Here is a 13,587-nt window from a genome sequence, read left to right as displayed (position 1 = left end):
CTCAGCGGCGGGACATGTAGAGGTCGAGGGCCTTGTGCAGCAGCTTGTTGAGCGGGAAGTCCCACTCGCCGAGGTACTCGGCCGCCTGGCCGCCGGTGCCGACCTTGAACTGGATCAGACCGAACAGGTGGTCGTTCTCGTCCAGGGTGTCGCTGATGCCGCGCAGGTCGTAGACCCCGCCGCCGAGGGCGTAGGCGTCGCGCATCATCCGCCACTGGATCGCGTTGGAGGGCTTGACCTCGCGCTTGTGGTTGGCCGAGGCGCCGTAGGAGTACCAGACGTGCTCGCCGACCACCAGCATCGTGGTCGAGGCCAGCGGCTCGCCCTCGTGGTAGGCGATGTAGAGCCGCATCCGGTTCGGGTCCTCGGAGTTGAGGGCGTTCCACATGCGCTGGAAGTAGGCCAGCGGGCGCGGGGTGAACTTGTCGCGCTCGGCGGTGACCAGGTAGAGCTGGTGGAAGATCGGCAGCTCGTCGTAGCCGCCCTGGACCACCTCGACGCCGCTCTTCTCGGCCTTCTTGATGTTGCGGCGCCAGAGCTGGTTGAAGCCCTTCTGGATGTCGTCCAGCGAGCGGTTGGCCAGCGGCACCTGGTACACGTAGCGCGGCTGGACGTCGCCGAAGCCGGCCCCGCCGTCCTCGCCCTGCAGCCAGCCGGCCTTGCGCAGCCGGTCGGCCACCTCGAAGGCGCGCGCCTCGTACCAGTCGGCCTCGACGTCGCGCAGCCGCTTGGCCTGCTTGGCGGCGATGGCCTCCTTGATGGTGGCGGCGTTCCAGCGCCGGATGACCACCGGCGGGCCCATCTTCACCGAGAAGGCGCCCTGCGACTTCAGGTGCGCCAGCATCGGGGAGAGCCAGCGGTCGAGGTCGCGGTCGAACCAGTCGATCACCGGGCCCTCGGGCAGGTAGGCCAGGTAGCGCTTGACCTTCGGCAGCTGGCGGTAGAGGACCAGACCGGCGCCGACCAGCTGGTTGTGCTCGTCGAACCAGCCGATCGACTCGGAGCGCCACTCGGCCTTCACGTCACCCCAGGCCGGCACCTGCATGTGGCTGGCCGAGGCGCGGCTCCTGATGAAGGCGAGGTGCTCCTCGCGGGTGATCGTCCTCAGGCGAAGGCTCATTGCTCGGTGCTCCTCGTCGGTCGGGCTGCGGTGGCCCCAGGTTCTCGGGCTGACCTTATCGTCCGGGGCCCGGGGGCCCGCTGCTGCGGGCACGACGGCGCCCCCGTCGGGTACCTGTCTCCTTGCAGATACGCGACGGGGGCGCCGAGGGTTCCTGGGCGGGGAGGTCAGCCCCAGAGGCCGCCGCGGGCGACGCCGAGGTAGAAGCCGATCGCGGCGGCGCCGAGCGTGATCATCAGGACGAAGCGTTCGGCGGTGGTCACGGAGACGAACATGCCCCACAGACCCGTGACGATCCCGGCCAGGCCGGTCCACGAGGTCAGCAGGTGCAGGTTGTAGAAGAACGAGGTGGTGAAGGCGATCACGCCCAGTACGGCGGTCAGGGCCACCAGGGTGTTCTCGCGGGGGTGCGGGTGGCCGTCGGTGTTCAGCGTGAGGGCGGGCATGCGGTGGACGGACTGGGCCATGAGTCCCACCTCCTGGCGTGGAGAGACGAACGGGCAGGAATCCCGTTCCGTCCAGATTGCGGGGGTTGGGTCCGTCTCACAACCCCTATGCGTTTTGTTCGGCCGTCCGGGTGCAGGTAGGCTGTGCCGTCTGCACTGGTGTAGTTGTGCCCCCTTGCGCCCTCTTCCGGGTGACACCCCCTTCCGGGTGTGCGGGGCCCGACTGTCCGACCCGGCCGCTACGGTGGGCCGGAGTCGTCACCGCACCGGTGCCGACGCTACGCACAACCCTCCTGCCACGGAGAGACCGTGGCCGCTGAGTCCAAAGGAGGTGGGTTACTCATGCGTCACTACGAGCTGATGGTCATCCTCGACCCCTCGGTCGAGGAGCGCGCTGTCTCCCCCCTGATCGAGTCCTTCCTCGCCGTCGTCCGCAACGCCGGCGGCAAGGTCGAGAAGGTCGACACCTGGGGTCGTCGCCGTCTGGCTTACGAGATCAACAAGCAGTCCGAGGGCATCTACTCGGTCATCGACCTCAAGGCCACGCCTGAGGTCGTCAAGGAGCTCGACCGCCAGCTGGGCCTGAGCGAGTCGGTTCTGCGGACCAAGGTCCTGCGCCCGGACACCCACTGAGCCACCTCTGAGGCCTTCGGGTCTCGGGTAGCTCGCGTCCGCTGTTTCACGTGAAACAGCGGTGAACGGACATCTTCCCGAGAGGTCATCACCACCATGGCAGGCGAGACCGTCATCACCCTCGTCGGCAATCTCGTCGACGACCCCGAGCTGCGCTTCACCCCGTCGGGTGCGGCGGTCGCGAAGTTCCGCATCGCGTCCACCCCCCGCACCTTCGACCGTCAGACGAACGAGTGGAAGGACGGCGAGAGCCTCTTCCTCACGTGCAACGTCTGGCGTCAGCCGGCGGAGAACGTGGCCGAGTCGCTGCAGCGGGGCATGCGCGTCATCGTGCAGGGCCGGCTGCGCCAGCGGTCTTACGAGACCAAGGAAGGCGAGAAGCGGACGGTCTTCGAGGTCGAGGTCGACGAGGTCGGCCCGAGCCTGCGCTCGGCGACCGCGAAGGTCACCCGGGCCAACCGGTCCGGCGGTCCCGGTGGCGGCTTCGGCGGCCAGCAGGGCGGCGGCCAGGGCGGTTGGGGCGGCGGTGGCGGCCAGCAGGGCGGCGGCGGCTGGGGTGGAAACTCCGGCGGCGGCCAGTCCGGCCCCTCCGACGACCCGTGGGCGTCCAGCGCCCCGTCCGGTGGTGGCAACCAGGGCGGCGGCGGCTGGGGCGGTGCCCCGTCCGGCGGCGGCTACTCGGAAGAGCCCCCGTTCTAGAGCTGACAGATTTCGTGCGGCCCGGCCGCAGGCGTCCCCGGACGCCGGTCGGGCCGTGAACCCCAAATGGAGCACACCATGGCGAAGCCGCCTGCTCGCAAGCCGAAGAAGAAGGTTTGCGTCTTCTGCAAGGACAAGGTCAACTACGTTGACTACAAGGACACGAACCTGCTGCGGAAGTACATCTCCGACCGCGGCAAGATCCGTGCCCGCCGGGTCACCGGCAACTGCACCCAGCACCAGCGTGACGTCGCCACGGCCGTGAAGAACAGCCGTGAGATGGCGCTGCTGCCCTACACCAGCACCGCGCGCTAAGAGAGGGTGACCGAGTAATGAAGATCATCCTCACGCACGAGGTGCCGGGTCTCGGCTCCGCCGGCGAGGTCGTCGAGGTCAAGGACGGCTACGCCCGCAACTACCTGGTCCCGCGTGGCTACGCCATCCGCTGGACCAAGGGCGGCCAGAAGGACGTCGACGCCATCCGTCGCGCCCGCAAGATCCACGAGATCCAGACCCTCGACGCCGCCAACGACGTCAAGGGCAAGCTCGAGGGCGTCCAGGTCAAGCTGGCCGTCCGCTCGGGTGACGCCGGCCGTCTGTTCGGTTCGGTGACCCAGGCCGACGTCGTCGAGGCCATCAAGGCCGCCGGCGGCCCGGCCGTGGACAAGCGCGCCGTCGCGATCGCCTCGCCGATCAAGACCGTGGGCACCCACAAGGTCTCGGTCAAGCTGCACTCGGACGTCGTGGCCAACCTCGACGTCGCCGTCGTGGCTGCCTGAGTTCCGTAGCAGTGGCCTGAGGGCCGGACTCCGCGAGGAGTCCGGCCCTCGGTCGTTCCCGGAGCCGGACGCGAGGTCAGCTCCGGACGGCCCCGGTGACCAGCCAGCGACCGCCGCGGGCGCGGCTGACCAGGAAGACCGCCCGGACCAGCATGAACAGGTTCATCGCCCACCAGAGCCCGGGCAGCCCGGCGCCGGTGGCCGGCACCGCGAAGGCCACCGGGGCGAACACCGCCAGGGTCGCCAGCGCCGCCCGGGCGAGGTACGGGCCGTCGCCGGCGCCCATCAGCACGCCGTCCAGCACGAAGACCAGGCCGGCCACCGGCTGGCTGAGCGCGAGCAGCAGCAGGGCGGTGGCCAGCTGCCCCTGGACCACCGGATCGGGCGTGAACAGCGGGACGTACAGCGGGCGGGCGAGCACCACCAGCAGGCCGAGCACCACCCCCGAGCCGAGTCCCCACTGGACCATCCGCCGGGTCGCCGCCCGGGCGCCCTGGGCGTCCGAGGCGCCCAGGTAGCGGCCGATGACGGCCTGCCCGGCGATCGCGATGGCGTCCAGTGCGAAGGCCAGGAAGCTGAACAGCGTCATCGTGATCTGGTGCGCGGCCACCTGGTCGTCGCCGAGCCGGGCGGCCACCGCGGTGGCGATCATCAGCACCGCGCGCAGGCTGACCGTCCGGACCAGCAGCGGGCCGCCCGCCCGGGCACCGGCCCGGATGCCGGCGGGGTCCGGCCGCAACGAGGCCTGCTCCCGGCGGGCGCCGCGGACCACCACGACCAGGTAGGCGGCGGCCATCCCGGTCTGCGCCAGCACGGTGCCCCAGGCCGAGCCGGCCACCCCGAGCCCGGCGCCGTACACCAGGCCCGCGTTCAGGCCGAGGTTGGCGGTGAAGCCCGCCACGGCCACCACCAGTGGCGTGCGGGTGTCCTGGAGGCCGCGCAGCACGCCGGTGGCGGCCAGCACCAGGAGCATCGCCGGGATCCCCAGCGAGCTGATCCGCAGGTACGTCACGGCGTACGGCGCCGCGGTCGGCGAGGCGCCCAGCACCCCGGCGGCCCAGGGCGCCAGCAGCAGGACGAGCGGGACCACCGGGACGGCCAGGCCGAGGGCGAGCCAGAGGCCGTCGACGCCCTGCTGGACGGCGCCCCGGCGGTCCCCGGCGCCGATCCGGCGGGCCACCGCCGCAGTGGTGGCGTAGGCGAGGAAGACGAACACCCCGGTCGCGGTGGTGAGGGCGGCGGAGGCGACGCCGACCCCGGCGAGCTGGGGGGTGCCGAGGTGGCCGACGATCGCGGAGTCGGCCATCAGGAACAGCGGCTCGGCCACCAGCGCGCCGAAGGCGGGCACCGCCAGGGCGAGGATCTCGCGGTCGTGGCCGCGTCTGGAGGGCTCGGAGGGGGCGGCGCTCATGCGCTCCAGGGTACTCATCCACAGGTAACAGGCCAAAGGCGAGTTTGATCATTACTCGAAAGAGCGGGCAACGCACTCCGCCCGGTCCGCGCCCACAGCTGTCCGGCTGTGTGTGAAGAATTTCTCATGCACAGGCCCGGGAAGAGGTAATCGCAGGTCAACAGGTTGACGGTGGATCGATGGTCCGGTTATCCACAGGAGCTTCCACAGGGGTGTCCACAGCTTTGCGGCAGTTCTCCACAGCCCGGGGCCGCTCGTCCACACCCCCTGTGGATAACCGCCTTGGCGCGAGGGCGCCCAGCGCCTTAGCGTTGGCCCTCCACCCGACACTCCCACCGGCCCCGGCGTCCGATTTGTCGGTGCCGTGGCGTACAAAAGGAGCGGCCCCGCTCCACCCAGCCACCGGCAAGCCCGCTCCAACTTCGCACCACTCGCTGATCGGGGAACACGCGTGACCGGCCCCCAGTACGACGACCACGACGCCCCGCCGCCGGAGGAGGACTGGCAGACCTCAGAGGACCCCTTCCCGGCCAGCGCCTTCGACGACGCGCCCTTCCCGGACGGCCCCGGCGACCGGCTCCCGGTCTCCCGCAACCGCGGCAACGGCCAGGGGGGCAACGGCCCGGGCGGCGCGCGGAGCGAGGGCTTCCGCAAGGGCGGCGGCTTCACGAAGGGCGACCGCCGGGACGACCGCGACCGCCGGGACGACGAGGGCCGGGGCGGCGTCGACGGCTTCGAGCGGGTCCCCCCGCAGGACCTCGCCGCCGAGCAGTCCGTCCTGGGCGGCATGCTGCTGTCCAAGGACGCCATCGCCGACGTGGTCGAGGTGCTCAAGCCGGCCGACTACTACCGGCCCGCGCACGAGATGATCCACGGCGCGATCCTCGACCTCTACGCCCGCGGCGAGCCGGCCGACCCGATCACCGTGGCCGGCGAGCTCACCAAGCGCGGCGAGCTGCAGCGCGTCGGCGGCGCCTCCTACCTGCACACCCTGGTCAACTCCGTCCCGACGGCGGCCAACGCCGAGTACTACGCCCAGATCGTCCACGAGCGGGCCGTGCTCCGCCGACTGGTCGAGGCCGGCACCCGGATCGCCGGCATGGGATACGCGGCCGAGGGCGACGTGGACGAGATCGTCAACGCCGCCCAGGCGGAGATCTACGCCGTCACCGAACAGCGCACCAACGAGGATTACGCGCCGCTGGCCGACATCATGGAGGGCGCCCTCGACGAGATCGAGGCGATCGGCTCCCGCAACGGCCAGATGTCCGGCGTGCCGACCGGCTTCGCGGACTTCGACCAGCTCACCAACGGCCTGCACCCCGGTCAGATGATCGTCATCGCGGCCCGTCCCGCGATGGGCAAGTCCACCCTCGCGCTGGACTTCGCCCGCGCCTGCTCGATCCACCACAAGCTGCCGAGCGTGATCTTCTCGCTCGAAATGGGCCGCAACGAGATCGCCATGCGCCTGCTCTCCGCCGAGGCCCGGGTCGCGCTGCACCACATGCGCTCCGGCAACATGACGGATGACGACTGGACCAGGGTCGCCCGCCGGATGCCCGACGTCAGCGAGGCGCCGCTGTTCATCGACGACTCGCCGAACCTGTCGATGATGGAGATCCGCGCCAAGTGCCGCCGGCTCAAGCAGCGCAACGACATCAAGCTGATCGTCATCGACTACCTCCAGCTGATGCAGTCCGGCGGCTCCCGCCGGGCCGAGAACCGTCAGCAGGAGGTCTCGGACATGTCCCGTAACCTCAAGCTGCTGGCCAAGGAGCTGGAGGTCCCGGTCATCGCGCTGTCCCAGCTGAACCGTGGTCCCGAACAGCGCACCGACAAGCGGCCGATGGTCTCCGACCTGCGAGAGTCCGGCTCGATCGAGCAGGACGCCGACATGGTCATCCTGCTGCACCGCGAGGACGCCTACGAGAAGGAGTCCCCGCGCGCGGGCGAGGCCGACCTGATCGTCGCCAAGCACCGCAACGGTCCGACCGCCACCATCACGGTGGCCTTCCAGGGCCACTACTCGCGCTTCGTCGACATGACCAGGGACTGACCCGCCGCGGTGGTCACCCGGACGGGCGACCACCGCGGCGCACGCAGGTCAGAACCAGTGCAGGCAGTGCGGCGGGCGCTCGGCGCGGAACAGGGCGTCGGCCAGGGCGGCCGCCTGCGGGCGGTGGGCCCGGACGTGCCCGGCGCGCACCAGGGTGCTCGGGGCGGTGCCGCCGAGGTAGATCGAACCGAGGTCCCGCACGTCCAGTGAGAGGTCGGGCTCCCGGTCGGTCGGGACGCACTCGGCCCTGCCCTCCCGGACGGTCAGCAGGTGGCGGGCGCGCTCGCCGAGGAACGGGTCGTCGACGTCGAGGACCAGCTCACCGTCGGTCAACCAGCCGCGTGCGGTCAGCGCGCCCGGTACGTCCAGCAGCCGCACCCAGAGCCAGTCGGTGCTGTTGCCCACCTGGGCGGCGCTGAAGTCCGCGAGCTGCCAGCGCAGCGGGTGCTCGGCCGGGAAGTGCTTGAACACGACCTGACCGACCAAGTCGTGGCCGAGCAGGAACCGGGTCAGCGCCGCGGAGACGGCGTCGTCGACGGCGACGGTCTCGTCGACCGTCAGGGTGTCCCCGTCGAGTGCGTAACTGGCGTACCCGTCCGGGGCGCCGTCGGCGTCCCGGTGGACGGCGATGTAGCGCGGCGCCGCGGCGACCGGGGGCTGCCCCGCGCCCAGGGCCCACCAGCGGTGCGGCCGGGACAGCGCACCGGGCTGGACACGCCGGTACCGGTCGTAGACCTGCTCCAGCAGCTCCCCGCACTCGGCACGCCGGAGCACCTCGACCGAACCGGTGTCCGCGCCGCCGGCCCGCGGGCCGGCGAGGGCGGCCCGGTGGCGCGGCACCGTCAGCCGCCCGGTGTACGTCGCCGGACCGTAGCCGAACCTGCCGTAGATCAGGGCCTCGGAGGCCAGCAGCACCGAGAGGAACTCCCCGCGGGCCCGCAGCTGCGCGAGCTGGTGCCGCATCAGCGCGGTCAGTGTGCCCTGGCGGCGGTGCGTGGGCAGGACGCCGACGTTGCTCACCCCGGAGACCGGGGTGATGACCTGACCGGGCAGGGTGAGCTCGAAGGAGTACGCGCCGGCGGTGCCGACCGGTCTCCCGTCGGCCGCCACGGCGAGCAGGCTGCGGTCCAGCTCGGTCGCCGACCACCAGACCCCGCTGCCGTCCTCGGCCGGGGTCTCAGGGAAGCGGCCGAACGCCGCGTGGAGCGTGTCGACGAAGACGTCGAGGTCCTGATCGGTCGTGGAACGGATCTCCATGGCTGCCGCTGCCTCCCCTGGGTACGGCCCCACGCTGCGTGGCACCCGCGACAGTCCAGCGGTGGCGCGGGACGGGGTCAAACGATTTAGGCGGGGCGGGGCTACGAGGCCGTACGGAGGCGGCGGTGCGATCGGCTACTGTCCCTGTGGTGGAGACGATACGACGGCTGTCCGCCCGCCGGAGCCGGGGCACCGAGCGGCCGACCGCCAGGCTCGGCTGGCTCGACGCACTGCGGGGCGTGGCCGCGCTGATGGTGGCGATGCATCACTTCGGCATCCTCGAACTGCTGCCGTTCGGCGGGGCGGTGTGGGCGCACTTCGACCTCGGTCTCTACGGGGTCATGGTGTTCTTCCTGGTCAGCGGGTACATCATTCCGGCCTCGCTGGAGCGCCGGGGTGACGTGCGGGCGTTCTGGATGGGGCGCCTGTTCCGGATCTACCCGGCGCTCATCGCCGCCTACGTGGTGGCCATCCTGGTGCTGCCCAAGGGCGACGGCTCGGTCGCGCTGTTCCGCACCGGACACGACCTGATCTCGCTGACGGCCAACGCCACCATGCTCCAGGACATGCTGAACGTGGTGAACGGCATGGGCGTCGCCTGGACGCTGACCTACGAGATGATCTTCTACTTCCTGGTCACCGGGCTGTTCACGCTGGGCTGGCACAAGCGCAGCAGCGCGTTCGCGGTGGGTTTCGCCGCGGTGGGCCTGGTGTTCGGCGGCACGCTGACCGCCGGTGTGTTCGGCCACGACGTCGGCTCCACCCGGCACCTGGTCCTGGCGGCGGCGCTGATCGTGCTGATGGGCTTCGTCTGCATGCTCAGCGGCAACCCGGCGCTGACCCGGCTGGGAGCCCTGCTGGTGGGCGGACTGGGCGTCGTCCTGCTGTTCACCAACAGTCGGGCGCCGGTCTTCGAAACGCTGACGATCTTCGCCACGATGTTCGCCAGCACGGTGCTCCACCGGGCCGAGCACGGGCAGATCGACCGGATGCAGGCCACGCTGGCCTGCGGCTTCGTGGTGGTCTCCGGCGTCGCCATCGGGTGGATGTACAACCGCAACGGCATGGAACAGGGCACCTGGACGTCGGGCTGGATGTCGTGGTGCATCTCGTACGCCGGGGCCTGGGCGACCTTCCTCGGCGCGATGGCGCTGCGCAAGCGGCGCTTCCCCAGGGTGCTGACCTGGCTCGGCGCGGTGAGCTTCTCGCTGTACCTGCTGCACGTCCACGTGGTGCACACGCTCGGCCCGCTGGTCGGCGTGCCGCCGCGGCCCACCGCGACCGGGGCCAAGGTGCTCTGGGGCGTCGAGTTCCTGACCGTGGCGCTGGTCGCCTCCTACCTGCTGTACCGACTGGTGGAACTCCCGTTCCAGAAGCTCGGCCGGAAGGCGCTGAAGACGCTCGAACGGCTCCTGCCGGCCCCGTCGGCGGGGCCGGTCCAGGAAGCGCCGGTCCAGGAGGCGCCGTTCCAGGGCGGACCGACCCGGGAAGTGCGGGTCCAGGAGGTTCAGGTCGAGCCGGAGGCCGCCGCCGTCACACGGTGACGGTGGCGCGGAAGAGGGTGCTGCCGGTGCCGGAGAGGCGGGTCGTGGCGCCGGTGGCCGGGAGGAAGGCGGACTGGCCGCGGGCGAGGTCGAGCACCGCGCCGTCGGCGGCGGTGAGGCGTACGGCGCCCTCGGTGCAGAGCAGGATCTGCGGGGTGCGGCCGTCGACCTCGCGCTCGACGCCGTCCAACTCGAAGCGGGAGAGCCGGAATTCGTCGATCGGGACGGGGTAGAGCTGCTCGCCGGGGGTGGCCGGGACCGGGACGGGGCGCACCACCTCGGGGGCGCCGGGTTCGAAGAGCACGACCTTGAGCAGCTCCGGCACGTCGATGTGCTTGGGGGTCAGCCCGGCCCGCAAGACGTTGTCCGAGTTGGCCTGGAGCTCCACGCAGACGCCGGACAGGTAGGCGTGCGGCACCCCGGCGCCCAGGTAGAGCGCCTCGCCGGCCCGCAGCCGGACGTGGTTGAGCAGCATGCCGACGATCACGCCGCGGTCGTCCGGGAAGTCCTCGGCGATCCGGGCGTACGGGGCGTGCTCGCCGTCCGGGTCCGTCCCGGCGAGCGCCGCGACCGTCTCCCGGACGGCCCGCTCGGCGGTCGCGTCGTCCATGGTGAGCACGGTGGCCAGGGCACCGCGCAGCGCCTCCGCCTCGGCGTCACCGCCGTCCTCGGTGTTCCCGGTCTCCTCGACCGACAGCAGCTCGATCAGCGGCTTCAGCGCGGGCACCGCGAGGGCGGCCATCAGCGCGGCCGCGTCGGCGGGTCGGCGGAAGCCGCACAGCCCCTCGAACTCGCCCAGCGCGCAGACCATTTCGGGCTTGTGGTTGGCGTCGCGGTAGCTGCGCTCGGAGGCGTCCAGCGGGAGGCCGAGGGCGTTCTCGGCGGCGAAGCCGGCCCGGGCCTGGTCCAGCGTGGGGTGGGCCTGGATGGACAGCGGGAGGCCCGCGGCGAGCACCTTGAACAGGAACGGCAGGCGCGGGCCGAAGCGGGCCGTGCTGGCCGCCCCGAGCTCGCCCTCCGGGTCGGCCGCGATCAGCTCGTCCAGCCGTCGCGGGCCGTCGCCGCGGTCGGCGCGGGACGGGTCGCCGGGGTGGGCGCCCATCCACAGCTCGGCCTGCGGTTCTCCGGTGGGCTCCTGGCCCAGCAGCTCGGGCAGGGCCGTGAGCGACCCCCAGGCGTACGGGCGGACGGTGTTGACGAGCCTGTCCATGCGCGCGGTCCTACTCCTTCGCTGACGGGGCGGCCCCCGGACGTCCCGAGTCCGGATCGCCGGGGCGGGCCCGGCGGGGTACGGGCGGGTCCGGGCACGAGCAAGGGCATCGACCCTAGCCGACCCTGGTCGCCCGCGGGGAAACGGTGGTCGCCAGGTGGGAGTGCGGTGGTCCGACCAGCGGTTCCCGGGCGCGGTAGTAGGATGCCAGGACGCAGTAGTCTCCGCCCTGCGCAGCATTCTCCACCGTGGTCATCCCGTCGGCGGGCTGTCGGCGGGGCCGCGTTCCAGAGTGCGGGCGACGGTGTTCTGACACTCCCCGCCATCGGCCGAGAGGTTTGTACGTGACCGTGAACCAGCAGAGTTTTGCTGATCTCGGCAGGGTCCTGGTGATCATCCCGACCTACAACGAGGCGGAGAACGTCGAGCGGATCGTCGGCCGGGTCCGTGCCTCGGTGCCCGACGCGCACGTGCTGGTCGCCGATGACAACAGCCCCGACGGCACCGGCGAGCTGGCCGACAAGCTGGCAACCGAGGACCGGAACGTCCACGTCATGCACCGCAAGGGCAAGGAGGGCCTGGGCGCCGCCTACCTCGCGGGCTTCCGCTGGGGCATCGACCACGGCTACGACGTCCTGGTCGAGATGGACGCGGACGGGTCGCACCAGCCCGAGGAACTGGACCGGCTGCTCAACGCGCTGCGCGGCGCCGACCTGGTGCTCGGCTCGCGCTGGGTGCCGGGCGGCCGGGTGGTGAACTGGCCGAAGTCGAGGCTGCTGCTCTCCCGCGGTGGTTCCACATACTCGCGGCTGATGCTGGGCGTGCCGATCCGGGACGTCACCGGCGGCTACCGGGCCTTCCGCAAGGAGACGCTGCTGGGCCTGGGCATGGACGAGGTGGCCTCGGCCGGGTACTGCTTCCAGGTCGACCTGGCCTGGCGCACGGTGAAGGCGGGCTTCAAGGTCGCCGAGGTCCCGATCACCTTCGTCGAGCGCGAGCTCGGCGCGTCCAAGATGAGCCGCAACATCGTGATCGAGGCGCTCTGGCGGGTGACCACCTGGGGCATCGCCGACCGGGTGGCCCGCGTGCGCGGTCGCGCCGCCACGCGCTGAGCCGTCGTGCCGAAGGGCCCGTCCGCCGTTGAACGGCGGACGGGCCCTTCGGCGTGTCCGGGGGGTCGGTCGGGGCCGGTCAGCAGCCGCCCCTGAGGGCGCTCTCCGGCAGGTAGCGGTCGGCCCAGACGGCCAGCTCGGTGAGGGCCGGCTTCAGCGCGACGCCGCCCTCGGTGAGCCGGTAGCTGACCCGCAGCGGGGGGCCGGGGTCGACCTCGCGGACGACCAGCCCGGCCTCGCTCAGTTCGGTCAGCCGGTCGGAGAGCATGCGCTCGCTGATGCCCGGGACGGCACGGCGTAGCTCCGAGAAGTAGGCCGGGCCGCCGTTGTTGAGCACGCCCAGCAGCATGCCGGTCCAGCGCTTGCCGAGCAGGGTGAACACCCGGTTGAGGGCCAGGTCGACGTTGCCGCAGCCGCCGTGGCCCGCAGGAGCGGCGCACGCGTCGACGGCGGTCGGGGCTGCGTGGGTCACTGCCTCGTGCTCGGCCATGGGTCAAGCGTACTCGATGGAACCCTAGTGACTATAAAAAAGTAAGCTGCTATCGTAGTTACAGCTGCGACGGAAAGAGCAGCTGCTTATTCTCTGGAGGTCCCGCCATGCCCACGCTCCTGCACATCGACTCCTCGGCGCTCACCGACGGCTCCGTCTCCCGCGAGGTCACGGCCGCCTTCCGGGCCGCCTGGGAGGCCGAGCACCCCGGCGGCACGGTGATCCACCGCGACCTCGCCGCCGACCCGGTACCGCACCTGGACGCCGCGGGCATCACCGCCGGACACCTCCCGGCCGAGGCGCGCACCGCCGAACAGGCCGCCGCCTTCGCGCTGCGCGAGCAGCTGATGGTCGAGCTGGAGACCGCCGACGCGGTGCTGATCGGCAGCCCGATGTACAACTTCACGATCCCGTCGACCCTCAAGGCCTGGCTGGACCAGGTGATCCTGATGGGCCGCACCGCCGGCGAGGCGCCCTCCGCCAAGGGCACCCCGGTCACCGTCGTCGCCGCTCGCGGCGGCTCGTACGGCCCGGGCGCCCCGCGCGAGCCGTACGAGTTCGTCACCACCTACCTGGAGAAGGTGCTGGGCGGCGGGCTCGGGCTGGAGGTCGACTTCATCGTCCCGGAGTTCACCCTCGCGGCGTCCGTCCCGGCGCTGGCCGAGTTCGTCCCGGCGGCCGTCGAGTCCAAGGCCAAGGCGCTGGAGCTGGCCGCCCGCCGGGGCAAGGAGCTCGCCGCCCGCGCCGCGGTGTGACGTGCGCGAGGGCGTGTCCGACGGCTCCCGCCGGGCGCGAATCGTCCGACCCGCCCCAGGCGCGCCCCGACGGGC

General features: G+C 71.6%; 14 protein-coding genes. 8 read left to right on the top strand and 6 right to left on the bottom strand.

What is annotated here, in order from left to right; all coding sequences use genetic code 11:
* Position 1: 1 nt before the first annotated feature.
* Both ACH4J0_RS09375 and ACH4J0_RS09370 read right to left on the bottom strand, forming a co-directional pair.
* On the bottom strand, positions 2–1,120 hold the full coding sequence (locus ACH4J0_RS09375; protein WP_396237907.1) for a lipid II:glycine glycyltransferase FemX: 1,119 nt from the start codon (positions 1,118–1,120) through the stop codon (positions 2–4).
* A gap of 167 nt (positions 1,121–1,287) precedes the next feature.
* Positions 1,288–1,587 carry a hypothetical protein gene (locus ACH4J0_RS09370; protein WP_396237905.1) on the bottom strand — a complete coding sequence of 100 codons (300 nt, stop codon included), beginning with the start codon at positions 1,585–1,587 and terminating at the stop codon, positions 1,288–1,290.
* Positions 1,588–1,908: 321 nt separating this feature from the next.
* Here ACH4J0_RS09370 and rpsF point away from each other — a divergent pair, with 321 nt between their 5' ends.
* The 4 genes from rpsF (at position 1,909) to rplI (ending at position 3,677) form a co-directional block, all read left to right on the top strand.
* Positions 1,909–2,199 (top strand): 30S ribosomal protein S6, encoded by a 291-nt coding sequence (gene rpsF, locus ACH4J0_RS09365; protein WP_188298654.1) that lies wholly within the window; start codon positions 1,909–1,911, stop codon positions 2,197–2,199.
* A gap of 96 nt (positions 2,200–2,295) precedes the next feature.
* Complete coding sequence (locus tag ACH4J0_RS09360) at positions 2,296–2,898, top strand: single-stranded DNA-binding protein (protein WP_380419872.1); 603 nt, start codon at positions 2,296–2,298, stop codon at positions 2,896–2,898.
* A gap of 78 nt (positions 2,899–2,976) precedes the next feature.
* Complete coding sequence (rpsR, locus tag ACH4J0_RS09355) at positions 2,977–3,213, top strand: 30S ribosomal protein S18 (RefSeq protein ID WP_030059640.1); 237 nt, start codon at positions 2,977–2,979, stop codon at positions 3,211–3,213.
* Positions 3,214–3,230: 17 nt separating this feature from the next.
* Positions 3,231–3,677 (top strand): 50S ribosomal protein L9, encoded by a 447-nt coding sequence (gene rplI, locus ACH4J0_RS09350; RefSeq protein WP_030278278.1) that lies wholly within the window; start codon positions 3,231–3,233, stop codon positions 3,675–3,677.
* Between the two features lie 76 nt (positions 3,678–3,753).
* Here the strand turns inward: rplI and ACH4J0_RS09345 are convergent, their stop codons facing one another.
* Positions 3,754–5,088 (bottom strand): MATE family efflux transporter, encoded by a 1,335-nt coding sequence (locus tag ACH4J0_RS09345; protein WP_396237902.1) that lies wholly within the window; start codon positions 5,086–5,088, stop codon positions 3,754–3,756.
* A 451-nt stretch (positions 5,089–5,539) separates the two neighbouring features.
* Here ACH4J0_RS09345 and dnaB point away from each other — a divergent pair, with 451 nt between their 5' ends.
* Complete coding sequence (gene dnaB, locus ACH4J0_RS09340) at positions 5,540–7,144, top strand: replicative DNA helicase (protein WP_396237900.1); 1,605 nt, start codon at positions 5,540–5,542, stop codon at positions 7,142–7,144.
* A 48-nt stretch (positions 7,145–7,192) separates the two neighbouring features.
* On the opposite strand, the gene ACH4J0_RS09335 is transcribed toward dnaB, so the two are convergent.
* Positions 7,193–8,401: a GNAT family N-acetyltransferase gene (locus tag ACH4J0_RS09335; protein ID WP_396237898.1), complete on the bottom strand. Its 1,209-nt coding sequence runs from the start codon at positions 8,399–8,401 to the stop codon at positions 7,193–7,195.
* Positions 8,402–8,550: 149 nt separating this feature from the next.
* Between ACH4J0_RS09335 and ACH4J0_RS09330 the strand changes: the two genes are divergently transcribed.
* Positions 8,551–9,945, top strand: a complete 1,395-nt coding sequence (locus tag ACH4J0_RS09330; protein WP_396237896.1) for an acyltransferase family protein — start codon at positions 8,551–8,553, stop codon at positions 9,943–9,945.
* Here the strand turns inward: ACH4J0_RS09330 and manA are convergent.
* Entirely contained in the window at positions 9,935–11,155 is a 1,221-nt protein-coding gene (gene manA, locus ACH4J0_RS09325; protein ID WP_396237894.1) for a mannose-6-phosphate isomerase, class I, read from the bottom strand. The two genes, ACH4J0_RS09330 and manA, sit on opposite strands and share 11 nt — an antisense overlap.
* 344 nt (positions 11,156–11,499) lie before the next feature.
* Here manA and ACH4J0_RS09320 point away from each other — a divergent pair, with 344 nt between their 5' ends.
* Positions 11,500–12,267 (top strand): polyprenol monophosphomannose synthase, encoded by a 768-nt coding sequence (locus ACH4J0_RS09320; RefSeq protein WP_396237892.1) that lies wholly within the window; start codon positions 11,500–11,502, stop codon positions 12,265–12,267.
* Positions 12,268–12,346: 79 nt separating this feature from the next.
* On the opposite strand, the gene ACH4J0_RS09315 is transcribed toward ACH4J0_RS09320, so the two are convergent.
* Complete coding sequence (locus ACH4J0_RS09315) at positions 12,347–12,757, bottom strand: winged helix-turn-helix transcriptional regulator (protein WP_396237890.1); 411 nt, start codon at positions 12,755–12,757, stop codon at positions 12,347–12,349.
* 107 nt (positions 12,758–12,864) lie between these two features.
* Between ACH4J0_RS09315 and ACH4J0_RS09310 the strand changes: the two genes are divergently transcribed.
* On the top strand, positions 12,865–13,512 hold the full coding sequence (locus tag ACH4J0_RS09310; RefSeq protein WP_396237888.1) for an FMN-dependent NADH-azoreductase: 648 nt from the start codon (positions 12,865–12,867) through the stop codon (positions 13,510–13,512).
* Positions 13,513–13,587: the final 75 nt, after the last annotated feature.

It is taken from the genome of Kitasatospora sp. NPDC017646, assembly GCF_044329365.1.
Lineage (GTDB): Bacteria > Actinomycetota > Actinomycetes > Streptomycetales > Streptomycetaceae > Kitasatospora.
Note: the sequence above shows the minus strand (reverse complement) of the source record. Positions and strands in the feature narration are given on the sequence as shown.

Coding starts and splice junctions, on each gene's coding strand:
- ACH4J0_RS09360 (WP_380419872.1), top strand. CDS start 2,296: ATGGCAGGCGAGACCGTCATCACCCTCGTCGGCAATCTCGTCGACGAC.
- manA (WP_396237894.1), bottom strand. CDS start 11,155: ATGGACAGGCTCGTCAACACCGTCCGCCCGTACGCCTGGGGGTCGCTC.
- ACH4J0_RS09375 (WP_396237907.1), bottom strand. CDS start 1,120: ATGAGCCTTCGCCTGAGGACGATCACCCGCGAGGAGCACCTCGCCTTC.
- ACH4J0_RS09335 (WP_396237898.1), bottom strand. CDS start 8,401: ATGGAGATCCGTTCCACGACCGATCAGGACCTCGACGTCTTCGTCGAC.
- rpsR (WP_030059640.1), top strand. CDS start 2,977: ATGGCGAAGCCGCCTGCTCGCAAGCCGAAGAAGAAGGTTTGCGTCTTC.
- ACH4J0_RS09310 (WP_396237888.1), top strand. CDS start 12,865: ATGCCCACGCTCCTGCACATCGACTCCTCGGCGCTCACCGACGGCTCC.
- ACH4J0_RS09315 (WP_396237890.1), bottom strand. CDS start 12,757: ATGGCCGAGCACGAGGCAGTGACCCACGCAGCCCCGACCGCCGTCGAC.
- rplI (WP_030278278.1), top strand. CDS start 3,231: ATGAAGATCATCCTCACGCACGAGGTGCCGGGTCTCGGCTCCGCCGGC.
- ACH4J0_RS09345 (WP_396237902.1), bottom strand. CDS start 5,088: ATGAGCGCCGCCCCCTCCGAGCCCTCCAGACGCGGCCACGACCGCGAG.
- rpsF (WP_188298654.1), top strand. CDS start 1,909: ATGCGTCACTACGAGCTGATGGTCATCCTCGACCCCTCGGTCGAGGAG.
- ACH4J0_RS09370 (WP_396237905.1), bottom strand. CDS start 1,587: ATGGCCCAGTCCGTCCACCGCATGCCCGCCCTCACGCTGAACACCGAC.